This is a genomic window from Pseudomonas sp. S2_A05, from assembly GCF_054668485.1.
Genome location: NZ_CP162775.1, coordinates 5,329,837 through 5,354,541 on the forward strand (window position 1 = coordinate 5,329,837; position 24,705 = coordinate 5,354,541).

Here is a 24,705-nt window from a genome sequence, read left to right on the forward strand (position 1 = left end):
CAGATGTTTGATGAGCAAGTTGGTATTTCCCGTATCGAGGTAAAGCTCGACGCCACAAATCATGGCCAGCACAAAGTGCTTTATGCCAACGGTCGCATGCAGGTGCGTGTATTGGTGCTTCTGCACGGTATCGATAACAATGGCGACGGCGTATCGCTGCATGGACATCCTGCATTGCCGTCATTGCGGCTGATTGCCTACAACGGTGCTCGGCCTCTGGAGGGAGACTGGAGTGTTTCGATTCAGGAAAATCGTTACGCTCACGAAATGTCGGGTGGTGCAACGCGCCTGACAGAAGTCCCGCGGGTCAGTGACAACCAGATAAGCAACGCCGCAGATCCGGTACAGATTTTCCAGTTCTGGGTCTCGGCTTCCCGACCTGGAATTATGGAAGTGGCTGCCGAGATCTCTTTGAATGGCGTGGTATTGCGAAGTAATGGGGTTGGTTTCGACAGCAGTGTCACGCTGGAGGCGATTCCTCCGAAAGAGTACTCGCTGAGCAGCTTTTCATTGAGCAAGTATGATGAGAAACGGCAGAGGGGTCGATACGATTCGATTCAGCATTATCATATTGCCCTGCGCGCTGAAGGCAGGCAGATTCACCTCCTTGACTGGTACAGCAGTGAGGTGAAACTTGATCCTTATGATTCCGAAGAGGCGGTGCAAGTCTATGTGTCCGGTAATATCCCCGGAATACAAGGTAGTCGCAAAGTTTTTTATGGCTATATGGCACCGATATATGGCGTGCAAGCAACATTCCGCAGTCCCCTAAGCTACGTTACCGTCCCTATCAATAAGGTGCCTGGGCAATTAACCCTTGTTCAGTATCTTTCCGCTGACCCGCAAGCAGCACGGGAAAATGAAAGCGCATTCGAGTTTGCCGTGTTCGATGAGTTCGGTACGGAGCACCGCCTTTGTATCGATGGTGATAAAGAGCGGCTCACTTTTATTCTGGATCAATCCAGGCGGTCAATGAAGCAGCTTAGCTGACTTCGTTGTGTGGTCGGCGCTTTTTGCTGGCCAGTTTTAACTGCTCAACCTAAGTCTGGAAATAAAAGGACGGTTTACCAATGGAAAGTAATTTCTCTCCCTCTGTTCATTCAAACGCTTTCAACTTTGGTGAATTTGTTTCAGGAGGCGTTGATCCCCGCACGGGCATGTACACCTGCGCATTTTCGCTTGGCAAGTTGCACTCGGCGGATCTCAATGGTCCGGAGCTTGCACTTTCAGTGGGCTTTAATCCGCTCAATCAGGCGGATAGTGGTTTCGGCGTTGGCTGGTCTTTGACACTGACCAATTATGACTTGCGCAGCAAAGTGATGACCTTGTCCAACGGTGAGCGCTACAAGGCTGTCGAGACGTCTACCGGTCTGAAGTTCAAGGAAATGAAACTGCAAACGGCGAAAGTGTCAGTCGCTGGAGCAGGGCGCTATGAAGTTCGATACAAGGATGGGCGGCGTGAACTGCTCAAAGTCCTGGCCGGCACTCAGGTCGCCGTCGCGGAAAAAATAATCGCGGCGAACGGTGTGAGCATTACGCTGAAGCATGAGTTGTTCAACCAGTTTCCCCGATTGGCCGAAGTCCGTGATGGCAAGCGCTGCCTGTTGAAAATCACCCGCGCGGCAGGTCAGGTGACGCTGTCCCGGCATCCCGACACTACTTCCAGTTCCAACTACAAGCTGATCTTGAAAAACTCTCGAGTGACGGCCATCGAGCTGCCGGTTGGTAAGGGTTGGGACCTTGAGTATGAACTCATCGCTGGAGCCAGCTATGTTCATCGCATCGTCAATCCGCTGCGCGGGGTCGAAATCATTCGCTACAAGCGGCACGGCCACCGCTTCATCAGCGGTGTGGAACGGACACTGCCGTTTGTGATTGCTCACGATGTCTACCCAGGGCGCGGCCAGCCCCGACTTTGCAAGACCTACACGTACTCCGACCATAACTTCCTTGGGCAGGGCCTCCTTCCTGCCAAGGATAGTGACCTGGATCCTCTCTATCTGGCGCCCGGCCACTACGTCTACACCTCGGACGAGCACTTGCTGGTCAGCGGCAAAGTACATACCCGCATCAAACGCACCTACAACAAATTCCATCTGTTGGTGGCTGAGGTTACAACCTGTGGTGACGCTCAGATCGCCACCACCACGGAGTATCACTGTTCCATTACCAAGCCATTCAGTGAGCAGGTGGCTCAGTTCCGCATGCCTAAAGTCCACACGGTGACGTACCTCGATCGGCGCACCCAACAGCAGCGTGTGGAAACCACCGTCACCGAGTTCGATGACGAAGGTAACTTGCTCAAGCAGGTCGAGCCCACTGGGGTGACGACGACCACGGAATTTTATCCGGCCAGTGGTGGAGATAACTGCCCAGAGGATCCGCTGGGCTTTTCCAGATTCCCGAAAAAAAGGACGGTGACTGCTGCCGCATCCGATGGTGCTTCGACAGTCACCTACTACGACTACGCGCTGCATCCGGCGCTGGACGGTGCGGAACTGGCATCCGTGTTACCGGTCGAGGAGCGTTTTTGTGAAGTGTTGGAAGGCGTTGAGGTATTGCGTTCGAAAACCGCACGCAGTTATTTGAATACGCCCGGGGATCCACTCAAGCATGGAGCCACGAAAGAGCAGAGTGTCATCCTGAATGATAAAAAAACCGCTATCGAGTTTTCCTATGAACTTGAGGGTGACAGGTTGCGAGTCAGGTCCAGCACGCGCGGATTTGACGGCACGCTGCAGACCAGTGAGAAAGTGCTGTCGACGCTGACCGGATTACAGGTCTCTGAAGTCGGTGTCGATGGCGAGCACATCGAGCATGAGTACGACGCAATCGGTCGGGCAGTGGGCAAAACGGTTGCTGGCGGCACCCCATATGCGGCCGTTACCCGGTGGACCTATCTGGCTGCCAGCAAACAGCATCCGGCGACAATGGTGACCACGGATCCTGCTGGCGGCGAGCAAAAAGTGACTTATGACGGGATGGAACGGGTGATCACCGTTCAGGAAAAGGACTGCGACCATCCCGACAAGGACGGTCTGATTCAGACACGCACGCTTTATTCTGCGCTGCATGATTCGGTCGGCCACAAGGTCAAAGTGACGCTGACTGATTGGCGTGATGGCAAGCCTTATCCGGTCAGCACCGGCTACGAATTCGATTCCTGGGGCCAGGTCAGCAAGACGCTGCACGATGATGGACGTATCGAACACAGCGAGGTGGACCCGGTTCTTCGCCGGCAGACCCATTGGCTCCAGGGGATGGGCAAGACGATCACCCTCGTCAATGATTTCGGTAAACCGCTGAGTGTCGAGAGCTTCAATCTGAAGAACAAAAGTCTCGGCAAAACCGTGTACACCTATGACGGCTACGGGCGCACAACCAGTCAGACAGACCCTGTCGGCAATACCAGCCGATATGAGTACGACGTTTTTGACCGGATAACCCGCAGTGTCCTGCCCGACGCCACTGCGGTCGTGACCGACTACGCCGGGCACAGTGATGAAGGTCTGCCGATCAACATCAAGGTCGCTGACAAAGTGTTGGGGCAGCAAACTTATGACGGTCTGGGTCGCTTGATCCGAAGTACCGTTGGCGGACGTAAGTCCGAGGCTGGTTATGAAGCGGGCTTCACCCAGCCGCAGTGGTACAGGAGTGCTGATGGCAAAAAGACCGAATTCACTTATTTGCGGGAACTGGGCGGCCTGCTGACTGAGCGCAAGGCAGGGGATCTGGTCACGACCATGACGTATGACCCCCTCAGTGGCAATCCCTTGACCTGTACCGAAAACGGCAGACAGCGCAATTTCGCCTATCACCCCTCCGGGCGTGTGAAAACCGAAACGACGACCCTCGGCGCTATCACCAAAGCAACCTCCAGTAGCTGGTCCCTGCAGGGGCGACCGATCAACCATGTCAATGTGCTCGGAGTCGAAAGCACATCCGAATACGATAAGCACGGCCGCCTGCTATCCACCTCCCAGGGCTCGCTTAAAACCGAATTCCACTACAACGCGCAGACGGGGATGCTGGACTGGACGCAAACCGAAGAAACGTCCATCAAGCGTCAAATGATCACCCGGTTTGCCTATGACGATATCGGGCGTGAAACCCGCCGCACATTCGAGACTCAAGGACAGCCAGACCAGACCCTGGAATCGACTTACACGCTGGCTGGCAAACTGGCGCAGAAAGTGTCCAGACGTGGCACTCAAGTGTTACGTGATGAACAGTTCACCTACGATGTGCGCGGGCGCTTGATCCAGTACGACTGTGCCGGCACGCAAAAGCCGCGCGATCCGTATGGCAAGGAAATTGTCCGCCAGACATTCACCTTCGATGCATTGGATAACATCCTCACCGTGCAGACGAAGTTCCCGCTGGGGATGAATCTGACCACCTTCAGTTACGACAACCCTGATCCTGCACAGCTCAGCGCCGTCAAACATTCCCACGTCGACTATCCCTCGGCAGTGACGCTGGAATACGACGCCAACGGCAGGATGATCAAGGACGACCAGGCGCGAACGCTGGCCTATGACGCGTTCGGACGTCTCGAGCAGCTGTCCAGCGCAGGGGGATCAGTGATTCGTGGCTACCATTACGACGGTTTCGACGATCTGGTGGAGCTGTCGCAAGCCGAAAAAGCAATTGTGCAGCGTTACTACTACGCAGGCCGGGTTGCCAACGAGGTGCGTGGTGAAAGTTCAACGAGTGTTGTGCGTCACGGTGGAGCGCTCGTGGGGCAACAGCAATCGGGGTTGAACCCCGACACGCAGCTATACGCCACCGATCAGCAGCAAAGTGTGCTGGCAACGCTGGGCAAGGAGCAGCTCACCGATTGCGCCTACAGCCCTTATGGGCATCGTCCCGCCGAAGGTGGATTGTTCAGCGTTGCAGGGTTCAACGGCGAACAGCTGGATCCGGTTACCGGGCTGTATCTGCTGGGCAACGGTTACAGGGCTTATAGTCCGACACTGATGCGCTTTCTCGCCCCCGACAGCATGAGTCCATTTGGCGCGGGCGGATTGAATGCCTACAGTTATTGCCTGGGCGACCCTGTCAATCGTGTCGACCCTACCGGGCATATCTCCTGGCAATCGATCCTGGGCATCGGCCTCAGTGTTCTCGGAATTGTTGCCAGCGTGGTGACGATGGGCGCGGCGACGCCATGGGCAGTGGCGGCATTGGGGCTGGCGGTTGCTTCAGGCCTGGCGGGTATTGCCAGCGAGGTGGTCAATGAACTCGCACCGGGTTCTCAAGCGGGCGAGATATTGGGCTGGATCAGTTTTGGTCTTGGGCTGGCTTCGGTGGGGGCGGGGCTGGCAGCTGGTGCCAAAGCGGGCATCAATGCTGGCAGGAAACTGGCTGGCGCCTTCAAGCAGGGCCTGAGTAGTAAAGGCTCCAAAGCAGCGGGTCAAGAGATGGCCCGAGGCATGATCAAGGGTAAGGGAAACAAGGCGGCGGCCAAGGCGAAGGCGAAGGCCAGCGCGGCCGTTCAGGAAGAGGCCGAGAAACCATGGTCACTCGTCAGGGTCGACCCCAAAAAGAACATCCTTGAGAAAGAGGGCCTTACCGGCTTGCTTGAAAAGGCCGAAACCTTCATGCAGCACATTGAGGCGGGTAACTCCCCGACGTCTTCTGCAGCGCTGATTCATGCCAAATACACGCCCATGCATGGTCCATCCGGCTCAGCATCAAAGCCGATGCATCTCTATCTGTCGCAAGGAGACCGAATATATATGACCGAAAACGCCAAGGAGCGGATCGCGGTCATCAACCAGCTGGGTGGTCATTTAAAGGAAAAAAAGTAAGTCGGAGCACGCAACGAAACGATACAAAGCGAAAGCAGGAACACTCAAGGCCCGGCTACGATTTGAACAGTGCGCTTGCCGGTTTTGCGAGCGCGCGGTGGGCGTGCTGTTCCAGTGCCCACCCGACATGTTCCCTGACCAACTCTGACGGATAATCACGTCGCGCCTTCAACGCTTCCAGCACAGGAATCGATGAAGGCGCATTCCCCAGTCCCACCGCCAGATTGCGTAACCAGCGCTCGTACCCGGCACGCCGCAACGGTGAACCTTCGGTGCTGTTCAAGAACTTTTCTTCATCCCACATGAACAGTTCAGCCAGCTCGGCATTATCGAGATTGTGCCGTGGCTTGAAATCGCTTTCTCCAGTCGGCCGAGCGAAGCGGTTCCATGGGCAGACGATCTGGCAGTCATCGCAGCCAAATACCCGATTGCCGATCAGCGGACGCAGGTCTTCGGGGATGGCGGTCTTCAGTTCGATAGTCAGATAGGAAATGCAGCGCCGGGCGTCCAGCACGTACGGGCCGACAAAGGCGTTGGTCGGGCAGATATCCAGGCATGCGGTGCAACGCCCGCAATGTTCAGTGCTGTGCGGTTCGTCCACCGGTAGCGGCAGGTCGACGAACAGTTCGCTCAAGAAAAAATAACTGCCGGCCTTGCGGTTCAACACCAAGGTATTTTTACCGATCCAGCCCAGTCCAGCTTGTTCGGCGATGGCTTTTTCCAGCACCGGTGCGCTGTCGACAAACGCACGAAAGCCGAACGGGCCGATCTCCGCCTGGATCTTGTCGGCCAATTGTTGAACACGTTTACGGATCAATTTGTGGTAATCGCGGCCCAAGGCATAACGCGACACGTAAGCCTTCTCCGGCTCAGCCAGGCGTTTGGCCATTTCCGTATCGCCTGGCAAGTAGTCCATGCGCAGGGAAACCACGCGCAACGTGCCCGGCACCAGCTCTTCCGGGTGCGAACGTTTGCTGCCATGGGCGCCCATGTAGTCCATGTCGCCGTGGTAGCCGGCCTCGAGCCAGCGCTGCAGATGCTGCTCGTGTTCGGCCAGGTCCAGACCGCTGATGCCGACTTGCTGGAAGCCCAGCTCGCGGCCCCAATCCTTGATCGATTGGGCGAGGGCGGGCAGGTCTGTGGTGATGGCGGACATGAGGCGAGAGAAACCGGAGCTGAGGTGCGTATAATTCTGCCAGACATCGGAGCCCGAAGACGCATGCCGCAGACGAAAGATGAATTACCCGACGCGCTGTACCGCGCCGCGCAGGTGCGCGAATTCGACGCGCGGCTGATCGCCGCCGGCACGCCGGGCTTCGAATTGATGCAACGCGCCGCCCGCGCGACGTGGCGCGCACTGGTGCGCAAATGGCCGGGCGCGAACGAGCTGACCGTGCTCGCCGGCCATGGCAACAATGCCGGTGACGGTTATCTGGTGGCCGGGTTGGCGCTGCGGGCCGGCTGGACCGTGCGCGTTCTCGCCGTCGGCGATCCGCAACGTTTGCAGGGCGATGCCGCACTGGCCCATGCCGAATCCGTGGCTGCTGGTGTTGTGGTGCAAGGCTGGCAGGCTCAAAGCGAGCTGTGCGGTGTCGTCCTCGATGCCTTGCTCGGCACTGGCCTGAGCGGCGAAGTGCGTGAGCCCTATGCCTCGGCGATCAAGGCGATCAACGCCTGCGGCTTGCCGGTAGCGGCGGTCGATATTCCTTCCGGGCTGTGTGCCGATACCGGGTGTGAACTGGGTGTCGCGGTATGCGCCGATCTAACGGTGACCTTCATTGCTATGAAGGTCGGGCTGTTGACCGGTGATGCTGCGGATCATATCGGTGAGCTGGTCTTCAGCGACCTGCAAGCCCCCGACGAAATTTTCAGTGACATTCCTGTCTGCGCTCAGCGCCTGAGCGCCGCTAATCTTCCAGCACTTGCGCCGCGCGCGCCGACCTCGCATAAGGGCCGCTTTGGCCATGTGTTGCTGATCGGCGGCGATCACGGTTTCGGCGGAGCGATTCTGCTCAGCACGGAAATGGCCTTGCGCGGCGGCGCGGGCATGGTCTCGCTGGCGACTCGCCCAGAGCATGTGCCGGCGGCGCTGACCCGGGTCCCGGAGGCGATGGCGCTCGGCACTTCGTCAGCCAATCAACTGATGGGGCTGCTGGAAAAGGTTTCGGTGCTGGTGGTCGGACCGGGTCTCGGTCAGGGCAGTTGGGGCCGTGCGCTGTTGTCGGCGGCCGCCAATGCTGCGTTGCCGCAAGTGTGGGACGCTGACGCGTTGAACCTGCTGGCCAGCGATTTTGTCCAGTTGCCCAAGGATAGCGTGATCACCCCGCATCCGGGTGAAGCGGCGCGCTTGCTTGGCATCAGTACCGCCGAAGCGCAGGCCGATCGCCCAGCCGCTGCTCTGGCGTTGAGCAAAAAGTATTCAGCGGTAGTGGTTCTGAAAGGGGCCGGCAGTCTGATCGCCCATCCCGACGGGCGTCTGGCCTTGTGTCATCAGGGTCATCCGGCGATGGCCACGGGCGGGCTCGGCGATGTGCTGGCCGGTCTGACCGGCGCAATGCTGGCCCAGGGCATGGGCGCGTTCGATGCGGCATGCCTGGCCGTCTGGCTGCACGCCAACGCCGGCATGCAACAAGGCAAATTCGGCCGCGGGCTGGCGGCCAGTGATCTGATTCCAGCCATTCGTCAGTTGTTGGAGGAGCAAGCACCGTGTCTGAAGTAACCCTGTACCTGGCCGATGAACAGGCAATGAGCGACTTTGGCGCACGGATCGCCCGCGTCACCCAGGGCCATGGCCTGATTTTTCTTGAAGGCAATCTGGGTATGGGCAAAACCACCCTGTCACGGGGCATCATTCGTGGGCTGGGGCATGTCGGCGCGGTAAAAAGTCCGACCTTCACATTGGTCGAGCCCTACGAGATCGGTGACGTTCGTGCCTTCCACTTCGATCTCTATCGCCTGGTCGATCCCGAGGAGCTGGAGTTTCTCGGCATCCGCGACTACTTCGAAGACGATGCCCTGTGCCTGATCGAATGGCCCGATAAAGGTGCAGGCTTTTTGCCAAAGCCTGACCTGACCATTACCATTAGCCCGCAAGACAGCGGGCGTTCGCTGAAAATTTTAGCCCAGGGCTCGCGTGGCGAGGCCTGGTGTGCCGCTTTGGCATTGGAATCCAATTAAATGATGGGGTTTGGTATGCGCTTTCGCGCGTTGGTGGCTGCCGCTGGACTGATGTTGATGGCAGTAACCGTCAACGCTGTGGCCGATTCAAAGGTCAACAGCGTGCGCCTGTGGCGGGCGCCGGACAACACGCGACTGGTCTTTGACCTCAGCGGCCCGGTGCAGCACAGCGTTTTCACCCTGACAGCCCCTGATCGGCTGGTGATCGACATCAACGGCGCCACCCTCGGCGCGCCGTTGAACGTGCAGACCGCGAACACGCCTATCACCGCGATGCGCTCAGCCCAGCGCACGCCGACCGACCTGCGGGTGGTCATCGACCTGAAAAAAGCCGTCACCCCGAAAAGCTTCTCGCTGGCGCCGAACGCGCAATACGGCAACCGTCTGGTGGTCGATCTGTTCGACAACCCGGCCGATGCCGCGCCGCCGCCAGCCCCGACGCCATCGGTGGCGACCGTGCCGGCGGTGCCGGTGACTCCGACCGAACCGGCGATCAAGCTGCCGCCAGCCCCGGCCGGCAAGCGCGACATTATCGTCGTGATCGATGCCGGCCACGGAGGGGAAGACCCGGGCGCGTCCGGCTCGCGCGGCCAGCGTGAGAAAGACGTGGTGCTGCAGATCGCCCGCGAATTGCAGCGTCAGGTCAACGGCATGAAAGGCTTCCGCGCCGAGCTGACCCGTACCGGCGACTACTTCATTCCATTGCGCGGGCGTACCGAAATCGCCCGCAAGAAGGGCGCCGACCTGTTCGTCTCGATCCACGCCGACGCTGCGCCGTCCGCGGCCGCTTTCGGTGCTTCAGTGTTCGCCCTGTCCGATCGTGGCGCTACCTCCGAGACCGCCCGCTGGCTGGCCGACAGTGAAAACCGATCCGACCTGATCGGTGGTGCCGGCAACGTCAGCCTCGACGACAAGGACCGCATGCTCGCCGGCGTGTTGCTCGACCTGTCGATGACTGCGTCGCTGACTTCCAGCCTCAACGTCGGCCAGAAGGTGCTGACCAATATCGGTCGCGTTACGCCGCTGCACAAACAGCGTGTGGAACAAGCCGGGTTCATGGTGCTGAAGTCGCCGGACATCCCGTCGATCCTGGTCGAAACCGGCTTTATCTCCAACGCCAACGAAGCGAACAAGCTGTCCGCATCGAGCCATCAGCAAGCGCTGGCCCGTTCGATCAGCAGCGGCGTGCGCCAGTTCTTCCAGCAGAATCCGCCGCCGGGCACCTACATCGCCTGGCTGCGTGATTCCGGCAAGATTGCCCAAGGCCCGCGCGACCACCGTGTCGGCCCGGGGGAAACCCTGGCGATGATCGGCGTGCGCTATCAGGTTTCGCCGGCCACCTTGCGCGCCGCCAACAATCTGAAAAGCGATGAGCTGAAAGTCGGTCAGCACCTGACGATTCCTGGCACCGAACTGGCGTCGAAAGAATGAACCAGGTATTGAACACTGCGCGCATCGAGCTGCTCAGCCCACGACTGGCGAACCAGATCGCCGCTGGTGAGGTGGTTGAGCGCCCGGCTTCGGTGATCAAGGAGTTGCTGGAAAACAGCCTCGACTCCGGCGCCAAGCGTATTGACGTCGATGTCGAGCAGGGCGGCGTCAAGTTGCTGCGCGTGCGCGATGACGGCAGCGGTATTTCCGCCGATGACCTGCCGCTCGCCCTGGCCCGTCACGCCACCAGCAAGATTCGCAACCTCGAAGACCTCGAACAGGTGATGAGCCTGGGGTTCCGTGGCGAGGCGCTGGCGTCGATCAGCTCCGTGGCGCGTCTGACCCTGACCTCGCGCACCCGCGATGCCGATCAGGCCTGGCAGGTCGAGACCGAAGGCCGGGATATGGCGCCGCGCGTGCAGCCGGCGGCGCATCCGGTGGGCACCTCGGTGGAAGTTCGCGACCTGTTCTTCAACACCCCGGCCCGGCGCAAATTTCTCAAGACCGAAAAAACCGAATTCGATCACCTGCAGGAAGTGATCAAGCGTCTGGCGCTGGCGCGCTTCGATGTGGCTTTCCATCTGCGCCACAACGGCAAGACCATCCTCAGCCTGCACGAGGCCCACGATGATGCAGCCCGCGCACGGCGTGTGGCGGCGATCTGCGGTTCGGGTTTCCTTGAGCAGGCGTTGCCGATCGAGATCGAACGCAATGGCTTGCACCTGTGGGGCTGGGTCGGTTTGCCAACCTTCAACCGTAGCCAGGCTGACTTGCAGTATTTCTTTGTGAACGGGCGGGCGGTGCGCGACAAGCTGGTGGCCCACGCGGTACGCCAGGCTTATCGCGACGTACTGTTCAACGGTCGGCACCCGACCTTCGCGCTGTTTTTCGAGGTCGATCCCGCAGCGGTAGACGTCAACGTGCACCCGACCAAACACGAAGTGCGTTTCCGTGACGGGCGCATGGTCCACGATTTCCTGTATGGCACGCTGCACCGTGCGCTGGGCGATGTGCGTCCGGAAGATCAACTTGCCGGCTCGGTCACCACGGCGATCGTTCGGCCGAGCGGGATCGAGGCTGGCGAGTTCGGCCCGCAAGGCGAGATGCGTCTGGCCGCCAATGCGCTGCTGGAGCAGCCTCAGGCGCAGCCGGTGTTCAATACTCCGTCCGGGGCTAGCGCTGGCGGCGCTTATCAGTATCAATACACGCCGCGTCCGCAATCGGCGCTGCCCGCTGCCGAGGCGCAAGCCGCTTACAAAGAGTTTTTCGCGCCGCTGCCTGAAGCCAATGCCAGCGCGCTGCCAACCGGTCAGGAAGATATCCCGCCGCTCGGCTATGCACTGGCGCAGCTCAAGGGCATATATATTTTGTCCGAAAACGCCCATGGCCTGGTGCTGGTGGACATGCATGCCGCCCACGAGCGAATCATGTACGAGCGCCTGAAAATCGCCATGGCCAGCGAAGGTCTCAGTGGCCAGCCGTTGCTGGTGCCGGAATCGCTGGCGGTCAGTCAGCGCGAGGCCGATTGCGCTGAAGAACACGCCGCTTGGTTTCAGCGTCTTGGTTTTGAATTGCAGCGACTGGGGCCGGAAACCCTGGCGATCCGGCAGATTCCCGCTTTGCTCAAGCAGGCCGAAGCCAATCGACTGGTCGGCGACGTGCTCTCTGACCTGATGGAATACGGCACCAGTGACCGTATCCAGGCGCACCTCAACGAACTGCTCGGCACCATGGCCTGCCACGGCGCGATCCGCGCCAACCGGCGTCTGGCCCTGCCGGAAATGAACGGTCTGCTGCGCGATATGGAAAACACCGAGCGCAGTGGTCAATGCAACCATGGCCGACCGACCTGGACCCAATTGGGCCTGGACGATCTGGACAAACTGTTCCTGCGCGGTCGCTGATGAGCCAGCTGCCTCCAGCGATTTTCCTGATGGGCCCGACCGCTGCGGGCAAGACCGATCTGGCCATCGAGCTGACCAAGGTGTTGCCGTGCGAGTTGATCAGTGTCGATTCGGCGCTTGTCTACCGCGGCATGGACATCGGCACGGCCAAGCCTTCGCAAGAACTGCTCGCCGAATACCCACACCGGCTGATCGACATTCTCGACCCCGCTGAAGCGTATTCCGCTGCCGATTTCCGTCGCGACGCGTTGCAGGCCATGGCCGAAATCACTGGGCGAGGAAAGATCCCGCTGCTGGTCGGCGGCACCATGCTCTATTACAAGGCTCTGGTCGAAGGTCTGGCGGACATGCCGGCAGCCGATCCCGAGGTCCGCGCGCAGATCGAGGAAGAAGCTGCACGCCTCGGCTGGCAAGCCCTGCACGAACAGTTGGCGCAGATCGATCCGGTGTCGGCGGCGCGCATCCATCCCAATGATCCGCAACGCTTGAGTCGGGCACTGGAAGTGTATCGAGTCAGCGGGCAGAGCATGACCGCTCTGCGCGAGCAACAATCTGTGCAAAGTACTGAAGCAGCCGCTTCGGGACGGCAACAATTGCCCTATACTGTCGCGAACCTGGCCATTGCTCCGGCGAATCGTCAGGTTCTGCACCAGCGAATTGAACAAAGATTCACAAATATGTTGGAACAGGGATTCATCGACGAGGTCGTAGCCCTGCGTAAAAGAAGTGACCTGCATTCGGGGTTGCCGTCTATACGTGCGGTAGGCTACCGCCAAGTCTGGGATTACCTGGACGGCAAGCTGACATTGGCCCAGATGCAGGAGCGGGGCATCATCGCCACGCGCCAATTGGCCAAACGCCAGTTTACCTGGCTGCGCAGCTGGGACGATTTGCATTGGCTGGACAGTCTTGATTGCGACAATCTGCCACGCGCCTTGAAATACCTCGGGACCATCTCCATATTGAGCTGAGTCCTTGCAATTGCCGTCTATCCTTGGGGGTGTGACGGCCGAAGCCATCTGAATTTACCTGTTTTTATTATTGAATCCTTAAAGGAGTGCGGCACATGTCAAAAGGGCATTCGCTACAAGACCCTTACCTGAACACTTTACGTAAAGAGAAAGTCGGGGTTTCCATCTATCTGGTCAACGGTATCAAGCTGCAAGGGACGATCGAGTCGTTCGACCAGTTCGTGATCCTGCTGAAAAACACCGTAAGCCAGATGGTCTACAAACACGCTATCTCGACCGTCGTGCCGGTTCGTCCAATTCGTCTGCCTAGCGCAACCGAAAACGAACAGGGCGATGCCGATGCAGCGCCGGGTAACGCCTGATAGGAGTCTCCTTTGTTCTTTGAGCGCCACGGTGGTGGTGAACGAGTCATCCTCGTTCACTTGGATGGACAGGACCCTGAGGCGCGCGAAGATCCGCAGGAGTTTCAGGAGTTGGCAAATTCGGCTGGCGCCGAGACCGTCGCGTTTTTTAACGTGCCGCGTCATCGGCCAACCGCCAAATATCTGATCGGCAGCGGCAAGGTCGAGGAACTGCGCGACCTGGTCAAGGCTGAAGAAGCCGATCTGGTGATTTTCAATCACATCCTCACGCCCAGTCAGGAACGCAACCTTGAACGTGTCTTCGAGTGTCGCGTGATCGACCGCACCGGGCTGATTCTCGATATTTTCGCCCAACGCGCACGCACCCATGAGGGCAAGCTGCAGGTCGAACTGGCCCAGCTTGACCACATGAGCACGCGGCTGGTTCGCGGCTGGACTCACCTTGAGCGTCAGGGTGGCGGTATCGGTATGCGCGGTCCGGGTGAAACCCAGCTGGAAACCGACCGCCGTCTGCTGCGGGTTCGCCTGCGCCAGATCAAGGGGCGGCTGGAGAAGGTGCGCAGTCAGCGCGAGCAGTCGCGCCGTGGCCGATCCCGTGCGGACATCCCTACCGTTTCGCTGGTGGGATACACCAACGCCGGAAAATCGACACTCTTCAACAACGTGACGAAGTCCGAGGTGTACGCGGCCGATCAGTTGTTCGCCACGCTCGACCCGACCCTGCGCCGGCTGGAGCTTGACGACCTCGGTCCGATCGTCCTCGCCGACACCGTGGGGTTCATTCGTCACCTGCCACACAAGCTGGTCGAGGCATTTCGGTCTACGCTCGAAGAGTCGAGCAATTCCGACCTGCTGTTGCACGTGATCGATGCGGCTGAACCGGATCGCATGTTGCAGATCGAGCAGGTGATGGTGGTGCTGGGCGAGATTGGTGCCCAGGACTTGCCGATCCTCGAGGTCTATAACAAACTCGATTTGCTTGAAGGCGTCGAGCCGCAGATCCAGCGCGATGCCGATGGCAAGCCGCAACGGGTCTGGCTCTCGGCGCGTGATGGCAGCGGTCTGGAATTGCTTGAACAGGCCATCGCCGAGTTGCTCGGCAGTGATCTGTTCGTCGGTACCTTGCGCTTGCCGCAACGATTCGCTCGGCTGCGTGCGCAGTTCTTCGAACTCGGGGCGGTGCAGAAAGAAGAATACGATGATGAAGGTGTCAGCCTGCTGGCCGTTCGTTTGCCCCGGATCGAGCTGAATCGATTGGTAAGCCGCGAAGGATTGCAGCCGATGGAATTCATCGAGCAACACACTTTGCAATAAAAGCCTGACAAAGCGGTTGTGCCGCAACGGCAGGCATTCTGTAGCATTGGTCGGCGCGCCGTGGGTGCGTCTTTGCTTTATCAGATGGAGAGCGCTATGGCTTGGAATGAGCCGGGTGGCAACTCGAATAATCAGGATCCCTGGGGTGGCAAGCGCCGCAATAACGGCGACCGCAAGGGACCACCGGATCTCGACGAGGCCTTCCGAAAGCTGCAGGAAAGCCTGAACGGGTTGTTCGGTGGTGGTAAGAAACGCGGTGATGACGGCGGCGGGTCGGGGCGCAGCAGTGGCGGCTTCGGCGGTCTGCTCGGCATCGGCCTGGTCGTGCTGGCGGCTGTCTGGCTGTACAGCGCGGTCTACGTGGTGGACGAGCAGGAGCAAGCCGTGGTGCTGCGCTTCGGCAAGTACTACGAGACTGTCGGCCCGGGCCTGAACATCTACTTCCCGCCGATCGACAAGAAGTACATGGAGAACGTGACGCGTGAGCGTGCGTACACCAAGCAGGGCCAGATGCTGACTGAAGACGAGAACATCGTCGAAGTGCCGCTGACCGTGCAGTACAAGATCAGCAACCTGCAGGACTTCGTGCTGAACGTCGATCAGCCGGAAATCAGCCTGCAGCACGCGACTGAAAGTGCGCTGCGTCACGTGGTCGGTTCCACCGCCATGGACCAGGTGCTGACCGAAGGTCGTGAATTGATGGCCAGCGAAATCAAGGAGCGTCTGCAACGTTTCCTCGATACCTATCGCACCGGTATCACCGTCACCCAGGTCAACGTACAGAGCGCAGCGGCACCGCGTGAAGTACAGGAAGCCTTCGATGACGTGATCCGCGCCCGTGAAGACGAGCAGCGTTCGCGCAACCAGGCTGAAACCTATGCCAACGGTGTGGTGCCGGAAGCCCGTGGTCAGGCCCAGCGCATCATCGAAGATGCCAACGGTTATCGCGACGAGACCATCTCGCGCGCCAAGGGTGAGGCCGATCGCTTCACCAAGCTGGTCGCCGAGTATCGCAAGGCACCTGAAGTCACCCGCGAACGTCTGTACCTGGACACCATGCAGGAAGTCTTCAGCAACACCAGCAAGGTACTCGTGACCGGCAACAAGAACGGCCAGAGCAATCTGCTTTACCTGCCGTTGGACAAAATGATCCAGAACAGCTCGGGCAACGCACCGGTGACCGGTTCGGCCGCCAGCAACAACACGGACGTCACGCCGCATGTCACTGACGTGCCGCAGACGCGTACAAGGGAGACCCGCTGATGAGCAATAAATCGCTGATCGCCCTGATCGTTGGCGTCGTTGTGGTACTGGTGGGCTGGAATTGCTTCTACATCGTCGCTCAGACCGAGCGCGCGGTGCTGCTGCAATTCGGTCGTGTGGTTCAGGCGGATGTCCAGCCAGGTCTGCATGTGAAAGTGCCTTACGTCAACCAGGTGCGCAAATTCGATGCGCGTCTGCTGACGCTGGATGCGCCGACGCAGCGCTTCCTGACCCTGGAAAAGAAAGCCGTGATGGTCGATGCCTACGCCAAGTGGCGGGTGAAAGATGCCGAGCGCTTCTACACCGCGACTTCGGGTCTGAAGCAGATCGCCGACGAACGTCTGTCCCGTCGTCTGGAGTCCGGTCTGCGTGACCAGTTCGGCAAGCGCACCCTGCACGAAGTGGTGTCGGGTGAGCGTGATGCGCTGATGGCTGACATCACTGCATCGCTGAACAAGATGGCGGAAAAAGAGCTGGGTATCGAAGTGGTTGATGTCCGGGTCAAGGCCATTGATCTGCCGAAGGAAGTGAACCGCAGTGTGTTCGAGCGTATGAGCACCGAGCGTGAGCGTGAAGCTCGCGAGCACCGCGCCAAGGGTAACGAGCTGGCCGAAGGCATCCGTGCCGACGCCGATCGTCAACGCCGCGTGCTGCTGGCCGAAGCCTATCGTGAATCCGAAGAGGTTCGCGGTGACGGTGACGCCCAGGCAGCTGCGATCTACTCCAAGGCCTACGGTCAGGATCAGGAGTTCTACGGTTTCTACCGTAGCCTGCGTGCCTACCGTGAAAGCTTCGCGAACAAATCCGACGTCCTGGTCCTCGACCCAAGCAGCGACTTCTTCCGTTACCTGGAAAAAGCCAAACCTTGATACGACGTTGACCTGAATCATTCCGCCCGGCGGCTAAAACCTCGGGCGGGGTGATCCTTTCGGAAAACGTGTGTATGATGCGGCAGCCGGGAAATTCCCGGCTTTTTTGCGTCTGCACGTTTGATTGCTGTTTTTGTTGCAGGCATCGGGTTTGAATAGCCCGAGCGTTTTTCGAGGAAAGTGATGGGCGAAGCCGCCAGCCGGCCTTTCGCTGCGTCGTTCATGCGCGTGCGTTTTGAACGCTCCGGTCATTTTCTGCTTCACTCAAGGCTCGCCTAGTGCTGGCCGCCCGGATCAAAGGGGAATGGCGTAATGGCAACGGTAGACCGCTGGCTGCTGCCAGATGGCATCGAAGAAGTACTGCCACCGGAGGCGGCGCGCATTGAAGTCGCGCGTCGTCAGGTGTTGGATCTGTTCCAGAGCTGGGGTTACGAGTTCGTCGTGACTCCCCATATCGAGTACCTGGAATCCCTGCTGACCGGCGCGGGCCAGGACCTGGATCTGCGTACCTTCAAGGTCATCGACCCGCAATCGGGCCGGCAGATGGGTTTCCGCGCCGACATCACGCCGCAAGTGGCGCGCATCGATGCGCACACCCTGCGCCGCGAAGGCCCGAGCCGTCTGTGCTACGCAGGCAGTGTCCTGCATGCCCAGCCGCGTGCATTGTCGTCCTCGCGCAGCCCGATCCAGCTGGGCGCCGAGCTGTACGGCGACGCCAGCCCGAGCAGCGACGTCGAAGTGATCAGCCTGATGCTGGCCATGCTGCAACTGGCCGATGTGCCGGACGTGCACATGGACCTCGGCCATGTCGGCATCTACCGTGGTCTGGCTCGCGCCGCCGGTCTATCCGGTGAAGTCGAGCAGCAGTTGTTCGATGCCCTGCAGCGCAAGGCCATCGATGAAGTGATTACCCTGACCGAAGGTCTCCCGGCCGATCTGTCGGGGATGCTGCGTGCCTTGGTTGATCTGTGCGGCGGCCGTGAAGTGTTGAGCGCTGCCCGCGAGCGTCTGGCCAATGCGCCGGCGCCGGTGCTGGCGGCGCTGGAAGACCTGCTGGCGATCGCCGAGCGTCTTTCCGTGCGCTTCCCGCAGCTGCCGCTGTATTTCGACCTCGGCGAGTTGCGCGGCTACCACTACCACACCGGTGTGGTGTTCGCGGTGTTCGTGCCGGGCGTTGGCCAGTCCATCGCTCAGGGCGGTCGTTACGATGACATCGGTGCCGACTTCGGTCGCGCCCGTCCGGCGACCGGTTTCTCTACCGATTTGAAAACCCTGGTGACCCTGGGGCGTGCTGAGATCGAGCTACCGTCTGGCGGTATCTGGATGCCTGACAGTACGGATGCGGCACTCTGGCAGCAGGTTTGCCAGTTGCGCAGTGAGGGTCAGCGTGTCGTTCAGGCCTTGCCTGGACAACCTTTGGCCGCCGCCCGTGATGCGGACTGCGACCGGCAATTGATTCAGCAGAACGGGCTTTGGCAAGTATCGCCACTGGCTTCTTGAGTTTTCCTGCCGGCCATCGCCGGCACCAAGTTTGCGCGAATGAGGACAAGTGTTATGGGTAAGAATGTCGTAGTCCTGGGCACCCAGTGGGGTGATGAGGGCAAAGGCAAGATCGTTGATCTGCTGACCGAACATGCTGCCGCCGTAGTGCGCTACCAGGGTGGCCACAACGCGGGTCACACGCTGGTGATCGACGGCGAGAAAACCGTCTTGCACCTGATTCCGTCGGGCGTGCTGCGCGAAGGCGTGCAATGCCTGATCGGCAACGGCGTGGTGGTTGCACCTGACGCCCTGCTGCGCGAGATCACCAAGCTGGAAGAGAAAGGCGTGCCGGTGCGCGAGCGCCTGCGTATCAGCCCGTCCTGCCCGCTGATCCTGTCCTTCCACGTCGCGCTGGACCAGGCCCGTGAAAAGGCCCGTGGCGAGCTGAAGATCGGTACTACCGGTCGCGGCATCGGCCCGGCGTACGAAGATAAAGTTGCCCGTCGTGGCCTGCGTGTCGGCGACCTGCTGAACATGCCACGCTTCGAAGACAAGCTGCGTGAACTGGTGGATTACCACAACTTCATGCTGGTCGGTTACTACAAAGAACCAGCCATCGAATTCGAAAAGACCCTGGCCGAGTGCAAGGAATACGCTGAGCTGCTCAAGCCGCTGATGCTCGACGTGACCGCCGAGCTGCACGACCTGCGTCGTGCTGGCAAGGACATCATGTTCGAAGGCGCGCAAGGTTCGTTGCTCGACATCGACCACGGCACCTACCCGTACGTGACCAGCTCCAACACCACTGCGGGTGGCGTGGCGACCGGTTCGGGCGTTGGTCCGATGTTCCTCGACTACATCCTGGGCATCACCAAGGCTTACACCACTCGCGTCGGTTCCGGTCCGTTCCCGACCGAGCTGTTTGACGAAGTCGGTGCGCACCTGGCCAAGCAGGGTCACGAGTTCGGCGCTACCACCGGCCGTGCCCGTCGCTGCGGCTGGTTTGACGCCGTCATCCTGCGTCGCGCTATCGATGTGAACAGCATCTCGGGCATCTGCCTGACCAAGCTGGACGTACTCGACGGTCTGGAAACCATCAACATCTGCGTCGGCTACAAAGACGCGCAAGGCAATGCTGTTGCCCCGACCGATGCTGACAGCTACGTAGGCCTGCAGCCTGTGTACGAAGAAGTGCCAGGCTGGAGCGAATCGACCGTGGGTGCAAAAACCCTGGAAGAGCTGCCGGCCAATGCTCGTGCCTACATCAAACGCGTTGAAGAGTTGATCGGCGCGCCGATCGACATTATTTCGACGGGCCCGGACCGCAACGAAACCATCGTTCTGCGTCATCCGTTTGCTTGATAAGTCGTTGATGTAAAAAACAAAGGCCCCTTAATCGGGGCCTTTGTCGTTTATGCCTGTTGGACGGCATGACCTTTGCTGTGAATCTGTCTACAAGAGTGCCATCAAATTAATGGCGTCAGAAGTAGAGGGATTTAAAGTGTCAGCCGTTCTCTCACTGTTACAAAGCCGTTTGTTGCGGCCAGTGTTCGTTACCCTTGGTATCGCCCTTTTGGTGCAGGTGTTGGTGGCGGTTGCCCTGACGCGGAGCACGGTGACCGCGCTGGAAGCCGATCTGGCTGTGCGCCTGGGTGCCGACAGCCAGAAACTCTCCGGTGAACTGGAGCAGGCCGGGCGTGAAGTCACTTCAAGTCTTGATGCGTTATCGGCCAGCACTCGTCAGCGCCTGACGGTCGGCCTGTCCGCGCGTCTGAAAGAAGAGCAGGCGCAGCTGCGAGCGACGCTGGAAAAGGACCTGAAGGATTCGGCCAACGACATGGCGCAGTTGCTTGCATCCGTAGCGCCGCGTGCCATGTGGGACAGCGACGTGCCGACGCTCTCGGAGTTCGCCCGCCGCGCCCAGCGCAATCCCAACGTGCTGTTCGTGGTGTATGACGACGCCACCGGCCAGCATCTGACCCGTTATCTCAACCGTGAAAACCCGATCAACAAGGCCTTGCTGGAAAAAGGTCAGGGTGAGCGTGCGTTGGATAAAGTGCTGGATGCGGCGAAGAATGATCCTTCGGTCTACTACCTCGAGGCCTCGATCAATCCCAATGGCGTGGAGATCGGCAAAGTGCTGATGGGCGTTTCCACAGCCTCGGTGGAAACCGATCTGGCCGAGCTCGACAAGCGCTTCCTGGCGCTGATTGCCAGCAGCGATCAATTGGTCGGCGACAGCCTCAAAGGCGCGGCGGCGGACAGCGCCAAAGCGATGCAGGCGCGTCTGCAATCGGCGCAGGGCACCGCTGGCGAAATGAAAGCCAACACCGCACAAACCGTTCAAGACGCTGCCGCGACACTGCGCTGGCGTATCGGCCTTGGCCTGGCACTGGTCGGTTGCGGCGTGCTGCTGTTGCTGGCCGTGGTGCTCGGTCATCGCGTGGTCAATCGCCTGAAAATGCTCAATGCGGCGATGGACGATCTGGCGGCGGGCGAGGGCGACCTGACCAAGCGTGTGCAGATCAACAGCAAGGATGAAATCGGCGACATGGCGTCGGCGGTCAATCGCTTCGTCGACAAGCTGCAGCCGATCGTGCGCGAGGCGGGCGATGTCGCGCAGCGCACTGGCGTGGAAATTGGCGCGATGACTTTGCGCAACGCTGGCGCCGATGCGGCTGCCGGAATGCAGCGCGATGAAGTTGCAGAAAGCCTGCGCGCGCTGTCGCAAATGGCAGACGAGGCGCAGTCGGAAAGTCAGGCAATGCAGGCGGCGCTCAAGCAGGTTGTCGATATTCGTCAGGCCACCGATGAGAACACCCGGACTTCGGCGAAGGTTGGCAGCCTGATCGAAGCGCTGGCCGGGCAGGTCGATACCGGGGCGAAGGTTATCGAGCGACTGGCGCAGCAGAGCGAGCAGATTGAGGTGGTGCTGACGGTGATTCACGGCATCGCCGAACAGACCAACCTGCTGGCGTTGAACGCTGCGATCGAGGCGGCGCGGGCCGGTGAAACCGGGCGTGGGTTTGCCGTGGTGGCGGATGAAGTGCGGGCACTGGCGAGCAAAACGCAGAGCTCGACGGGCGATATTCAAGCGCACATCGTCGCTCTGCAGCAGGGCGCACGTGAGGCAGTCGAGGCGATTGGCCAGGCCGGACGACAGGCCAGCGAAGGTTTGCTGGTCTTGCGCGACAGTGCGCGCTTGCAGCAATCGGTGCAGGCTTCGGTCGAGCAGGTGCATGCGGCGATCGGTCTGGCGACGCAAGCAGCAGCACATCAGGCGCAGGGTGCACAGGCAGTGCGTGGGCGCGTCGAAACGATTCATGCACAGGCCGAGAAAGCGGCGCAGGCAGTGGTGGAAACCACGGCCAGTGGCAAGGTGCTGGATGGTCTGGCGGCGCAGTTGAAGGCTAGCCTGGGGCAGTTTCGCGCTTGATGTTATCCGGGCTGGCCTCTTCGCGAGCAGGCTCGCTCCCACAGGGAAACTCAATCCATTGTGGGAGCGAGCCTGCTCGCGAAAACGGTATCAGCGGCTCAGATACATACGTGTCGTCAGCAGATAAACCGGCAGCCCCGAGACCACAATCAACAACGCCGCATAAGGCGCCGCCGCCGCAAACTCGACATTCGCCGTATGCGCCCAGACCTCGGTCGCCAATGTATTGAGTCCGGTTGGGCTGAGCAGCAACGTTGCTGTCAGTTCCTTCATCGCATCAAGAAACACCAGCGCAAACGCCGCGCCCAGTGCCGGGAAAATGATCGGTAATGTCACCCGGCAAAACGCCGTGAACGACGATGCGCCCAAGGTCCGCGCCGCTTCTTCAAGCTGTGGCGCAGCCTTGTTCAGTGCCGTACGAATCGGCGCCTGCGCCAGTGGCAGAAACAGCAGCGCATAGGCGATCAGCAGCAAGCCCGACGTCTGATACAGCACCGGCACGTAATGCAGGGCGAAATACACCAGCGTCAACGCAATCACCAGGCCCGGCAGCGCGTGCAGCAGATAAGGCAGGCGTTCGGCCCAGATTGCCAATTGGCCTTTATAGCGCACCACCAGCAAGCCGACTGGAACCGCCAGTACCAGGCACAGCGCCGCGCCGCCCAGCGACAGTGCCAGTGACGACAACAGCGCTTCGGTGATCGCCGCTACCGGGAACGCCGCCGATGAGCCGACCGCCAGCCAGTAGGCCAACATGCCCAGCGGAACGCCGCTGCCGATAATCGCCAGCAACAGGCAATACAACTGACCTGCCGCAGCCCATGGCCCAAGCTTTACTTGCTCAGCCTGTCGCGCTGCACCTTGGCCGGTGCGCACATGCCGGCCCTTGCCGCGCACCCGCAGTTCCAGCCACAACAGCAACAGGCACAGCGCCAGCAACACCGCCGAAAGCATCGCTGCGTTGGCGTTACTGAATTCCAGTTCGAATTGCTGGTAGATCGCCGTGGTAAAGGTCTGCAAACCGATGATCGACAGCGCGCCGAATTCCACCAGCATGTGCAGGGCAATCAGCAGCGAACCGGCCAGCAGCGATGGCCACAACAGCGGCAGGGTGACGCGGAAAAACACGCCCCAGCGATTCTGTCCCAGCGTGCGGGCGGATTCTTCGAGAGAGGGATCGAGATTGCGCAGGGTCGCCGCGACTGGCAGGAAGATCAGCGGATACTTCGACAGGCTCATCACCAGAATCGCTCCGCCGAGGCCTTCGAACTGCGCACTCAGCGACACCCAGGTGAAGCTGCTGACAAACGCCGGCACCGCAAACGGCAGGCACAGGATCACGCCCCACAGGCGTCGCCCCGGCAGATTGCTGCGCTCCAGCAGCCATGCCAGCGACAGACCGATCACGGCGCAGGTGATCGTCACGCCGACCATCAGTGCCAAGGTGTTGCGCAACAGGCCAAACACGTACGGGCGCCACAGCAAATGCAGCGCCTCGGCCCAGCCGGCTTGCCAGGCTTTCACCCCGACGTAGGCCAGTGGCAGCAGGCTTAGTACCACCAGTAGCAATACCGGCAGCACCAGCCAGATCGACGGCCGTTTGCGTCTTGGTACGTAATCCCCGCGCGCGGCGGGGGCCGATAACGATGCTGCCATCAGTTCAGGCCAACTTCGCGTTCCAGTTCCAGCGCTTCTTCAGCGTTGCCCAGGTCCGCCGGGGTAACGTTCGGCGCTTCCAGTTCGCTGAACGGCTTGAGGCCGCGATCCGATTCCATGCCTTTGTGCAGCGGGTATTCAGCGGTGGTCTGAGTGATCACGCGCTGACCTTCTTCGCTGGCCATGAAGGCGAGGAATTGCTGGGCTTCTTTTGGATGTTTGCTGGATTTCAGCACGGCAGCGCTGGACACGGTGATCAAGCCGCCAGCGTCGCCGCCGGTGAAGTAATGCAATTTGGAATCGAGCTTGCCTTTCTCGCGTTGCAGGGCGAACCAGTAGTAGTTGTTCACCAGTACGGTGGCGACTTCACCGTTTTCCACCGCTTTGAGCGCGACCATGTTGTTACTGTAGGTCTTGCCGAATGCGCGCAGGCCGGTCAGCCATTCTTCGGCGGCGTCACGACCGTGCAGCTTGATGATCGCTACGGCCTGCTCCTGGAAGGCGCCACTGGTCGGAACGAAGCCGACCTTGCCCTGCCACTGCGGCTCGGAAAATTCCATCACCGATTTCGGCAGGTCTTTTTCATCGATCAGTTTCGGATTGAACGCGACCACGCGTACGCGGGCGGTAACGCCGATCCAGGTGCCATTGGCGGCGACGTATTTTTCCGGCAGAACTGCCAGCGTGGCGTCATCGGCCTTGGCCAGCAGACCCTGTTCGCCGAGGTTATTCAGCGGCGGCGACTCTTCGGTGTAGATCACATCGGCGGGGGAGCGGTCGCCTTCTTCGATGATCTGGCTGGCGAGCTGGTTGCTGCTGCCTTTGCGCACGTTGACGTGGATGCCGGTCTTGGCTTCGAAAGCCTTGGCAATCGCGTCGCCGACTTCCTTGTGCTGGCCGTTGTAGAGAGTCAGGGAAACCGCATCGGCAGCCTGGGTGAGGGGAGTGGCGAGTGCCAGGCCGAGGAGGGTGAAGGTCAGGCCTCGGCGCAGGGTATTTCGAAACGTCATTCGCAGGGTTCCTCACT

At 60.0% G+C, this 24,705-nt stretch carries 18 protein-coding genes; 14 read left to right on the forward strand and 4 right to left on the reverse strand.

The window, feature by feature from the left end:
* Positions 1–3 precede the first annotated feature (3 nt).
* Together AB4O12_RS24170 and AB4O12_RS24175 are read left to right on the forward strand one after the other, a co-directional pair.
* The gene (locus tag AB4O12_RS24170) at positions 4–990 is read left to right on the forward strand and encodes a hypothetical protein (protein ID WP_041480734.1); all 987 of its coding nucleotides are present in this window, start codon (positions 4–6) and stop codon (positions 988–990) included.
* An 80-nt stretch (positions 991–1,070) separates the two neighbouring features.
* On the forward strand, positions 1,071–5,813 hold the full coding sequence (locus AB4O12_RS24175; RefSeq protein ID WP_460059830.1) for an RHS repeat domain-containing protein: 4,743 nt from the start codon (positions 1,071–1,073) through the stop codon (positions 5,811–5,813).
* A gap of 55 nt (positions 5,814–5,868) precedes the next feature.
* Here AB4O12_RS24175 and queG read toward each other — a convergent pair whose 3' ends face one another.
* Positions 5,869–6,969 carry a tRNA epoxyqueuosine(34) reductase QueG gene (gene queG / locus AB4O12_RS24180; protein WP_460059831.1) on the reverse strand — a complete coding sequence of 367 codons (1,101 nt, stop codon included), beginning with the start codon at positions 6,967–6,969 and terminating at the stop codon, positions 5,869–5,871.
* A gap of 63 nt (positions 6,970–7,032) precedes the next feature.
* On the opposite strand from queG, the gene AB4O12_RS24185 reads away from it, so the two are divergent.
* The 9 genes from AB4O12_RS24185 (at position 7,033) to hflC (ending at position 17,104) form a co-directional block, all read left to right on the forward strand.
* Positions 7,033–8,532, forward strand: a complete 1,500-nt coding sequence (locus tag AB4O12_RS24185; RefSeq protein WP_460059832.1) for an NAD(P)H-hydrate dehydratase — start codon at positions 7,033–7,035, stop codon at positions 8,530–8,532.
* A complete protein-coding gene (tsaE, locus tag AB4O12_RS24190; protein WP_041480731.1) occupies positions 8,520–8,990 on the forward strand; it encodes a tRNA (adenosine(37)-N6)-threonylcarbamoyltransferase complex ATPase subunit type 1 TsaE in 471 nt (156 codons plus the stop codon). Before AB4O12_RS24185 ends, tsaE begins: the two co-directional genes overlap by 13 nt.
* Positions 8,991–9,041: 51 nt before the next feature.
* On the forward strand, positions 9,042–10,421 hold the full coding sequence (locus AB4O12_RS24195) for an N-acetylmuramoyl-L-alanine amidase (RefSeq protein ID WP_370593506.1): 1,380 nt from the start codon (positions 9,042–9,044) through the stop codon (positions 10,419–10,421).
* Positions 10,418–12,325, forward strand: coding sequence for a DNA mismatch repair endonuclease MutL (gene mutL, locus AB4O12_RS24200; protein ID WP_305382088.1), 1,908 nt, complete (start codon positions 10,418–10,420; stop codon positions 12,323–12,325). Before AB4O12_RS24195 ends, mutL begins: the two co-directional genes overlap by 4 nt.
* Positions 12,325–13,296, forward strand: coding sequence for a tRNA (adenosine(37)-N6)-dimethylallyltransferase MiaA (gene miaA, locus AB4O12_RS24205; protein WP_353187896.1), 972 nt, complete (start codon positions 12,325–12,327; stop codon positions 13,294–13,296). The genes mutL and miaA overlap by 1 nt, the downstream gene beginning before the upstream one ends.
* Before the next feature lie 95 nt (positions 13,297–13,391).
* The gene (hfq, locus tag AB4O12_RS24210) at positions 13,392–13,658 is read left to right on the forward strand and encodes an RNA chaperone Hfq (protein ID WP_016771947.1); all 267 of its coding nucleotides are present in this window, start codon (positions 13,392–13,394) and stop codon (positions 13,656–13,658) included.
* Between the two features lie 12 nt (positions 13,659–13,670).
* Positions 13,671–14,972: a ribosome rescue GTPase HflX gene (hflX, locus tag AB4O12_RS24215; RefSeq protein ID WP_041480728.1), complete on the forward strand. Its 1,302-nt coding sequence runs from the start codon at positions 13,671–13,673 to the stop codon at positions 14,970–14,972.
* 96 nt (positions 14,973–15,068) lie between these two features.
* Positions 15,069–16,235, forward strand: a complete 1,167-nt coding sequence (gene hflK, locus AB4O12_RS24220; protein ID WP_024011368.1) for an FtsH protease activity modulator HflK — start codon at positions 15,069–15,071, stop codon at positions 16,233–16,235.
* Complete coding sequence (hflC, locus tag AB4O12_RS24225; protein ID WP_016771945.1) at positions 16,235–17,104, forward strand: protease modulator HflC; 870 nt, start codon at positions 16,235–16,237, stop codon at positions 17,102–17,104. Before hflK ends, hflC begins: the two co-directional genes overlap by 1 nt.
* A gap of 17 nt (positions 17,105–17,121) precedes the next feature.
* On the opposite strand, the gene AB4O12_RS24230 is transcribed toward hflC, so the two are convergent.
* Positions 17,122–17,328, reverse strand: coding sequence for a hypothetical protein (locus AB4O12_RS24230; protein ID WP_143497950.1), 207 nt, complete (start codon positions 17,326–17,328; stop codon positions 17,122–17,124).
* An 88-nt stretch (positions 17,329–17,416) separates the two neighbouring features.
* Here AB4O12_RS24230 and AB4O12_RS24235 point away from each other — a divergent pair, with 88 nt between their 5' ends.
* The 3 genes from AB4O12_RS24235 to AB4O12_RS24245 all read left to right on the forward strand — a co-directional run bounded on the left by AB4O12_RS24235 (position 17,417) and on the right by AB4O12_RS24245 (position 22,022).
* Positions 17,417–18,604 (forward strand): ATP phosphoribosyltransferase regulatory subunit, encoded by a 1,188-nt coding sequence (locus AB4O12_RS24235; protein ID WP_016771944.1) that lies wholly within the window; start codon positions 17,417–17,419, stop codon positions 18,602–18,604.
* A gap of 54 nt (positions 18,605–18,658) precedes the next feature.
* Positions 18,659–19,948, forward strand: a complete 1,290-nt coding sequence (locus tag AB4O12_RS24240; protein ID WP_016771943.1) for an adenylosuccinate synthase — start codon at positions 18,659–18,661, stop codon at positions 19,946–19,948.
* Positions 19,949–20,087: 139 nt separating this feature from the next.
* Positions 20,088–22,022 (forward strand): methyl-accepting chemotaxis protein, encoded by a 1,935-nt coding sequence (locus AB4O12_RS24245; protein ID WP_217851188.1) that lies wholly within the window; start codon positions 20,088–20,090, stop codon positions 22,020–22,022.
* A 90-nt stretch (positions 22,023–22,112) separates the two neighbouring features.
* Here the strand turns inward: AB4O12_RS24245 and AB4O12_RS24250 are convergent, their stop codons facing one another.
* Both AB4O12_RS24250 and AB4O12_RS24255 read right to left on the reverse strand, forming a co-directional pair.
* Positions 22,113–23,678 (reverse strand): ABC transporter permease, encoded by a 1,566-nt coding sequence (locus tag AB4O12_RS24250; RefSeq protein WP_236168132.1) that lies wholly within the window; start codon positions 23,676–23,678, stop codon positions 22,113–22,115.
* On the reverse strand, positions 23,678–24,688 hold the full coding sequence (locus tag AB4O12_RS24255) for an extracellular solute-binding protein (RefSeq protein WP_016771941.1): 1,011 nt from the start codon (positions 24,686–24,688) through the stop codon (positions 23,678–23,680). Before AB4O12_RS24255 ends, AB4O12_RS24250 begins: the two co-directional genes overlap by 1 nt.
* Positions 24,689–24,705 lie beyond the last annotated feature (17 nt).

Bases quoted from the DNA above. Each gene is read 5' to 3' on its own strand.
- AB4O12_RS24170 (WP_041480734.1), top strand. From the start codon at position 4: ATGTTTGATGAGCAAGTTGGTATTTCCCGTATCGAGGTAAAGCTCGAC.
- AB4O12_RS24175 (WP_460059830.1), top strand. From the start codon at position 1,071: ATGGAAAGTAATTTCTCTCCCTCTGTTCATTCAAACGCTTTCAACTTT.
- queG (WP_460059831.1), bottom strand. From the start codon at position 6,969: ATGTCCGCCATCACCACAGACCTGCCCGCCCTCGCCCAATCGATCAAG.
- AB4O12_RS24185 (WP_460059832.1), top strand. From the start codon at position 7,033: ATGCCGCAGACGAAAGATGAATTACCCGACGCGCTGTACCGCGCCGCG.
- AB4O12_RS24195 (WP_370593506.1), top strand. From the start codon at position 9,042: ATGTTGATGGCAGTAACCGTCAACGCTGTGGCCGATTCAAAGGTCAAC.
- mutL (WP_305382088.1), top strand. From the start codon at position 10,418: ATGAACCAGGTATTGAACACTGCGCGCATCGAGCTGCTCAGCCCACGA.
- miaA (WP_353187896.1), top strand. From the start codon at position 12,325: ATGAGCCAGCTGCCTCCAGCGATTTTCCTGATGGGCCCGACCGCTGCG.
- hfq (WP_016771947.1), top strand. From the start codon at position 13,392: ATGTCAAAAGGGCATTCGCTACAAGACCCTTACCTGAACACTTTACGT.
- hflK (WP_024011368.1), top strand. From the start codon at position 15,069: ATGGCTTGGAATGAGCCGGGTGGCAACTCGAATAATCAGGATCCCTGG.
- hflC (WP_016771945.1), top strand. From the start codon at position 16,235: ATGAGCAATAAATCGCTGATCGCCCTGATCGTTGGCGTCGTTGTGGTA.
- AB4O12_RS24230 (WP_143497950.1), bottom strand. From the start codon at position 17,328: ATGAACGACGCAGCGAAAGGCCGGCTGGCGGCTTCGCCCATCACTTTC.
- AB4O12_RS24235 (WP_016771944.1), top strand. From the start codon at position 17,417: ATGGCAACGGTAGACCGCTGGCTGCTGCCAGATGGCATCGAAGAAGTA.
- AB4O12_RS24240 (WP_016771943.1), top strand. From the start codon at position 18,659: ATGGGTAAGAATGTCGTAGTCCTGGGCACCCAGTGGGGTGATGAGGGC.
- AB4O12_RS24250 (WP_236168132.1), bottom strand. From the start codon at position 23,678: ATGGCAGCATCGTTATCGGCCCCCGCCGCGCGCGGGGATTACGTACCA.
- AB4O12_RS24255 (WP_016771941.1), bottom strand. From the start codon at position 24,688: ATGACGTTTCGAAATACCCTGCGCCGAGGCCTGACCTTCACCCTCCTC.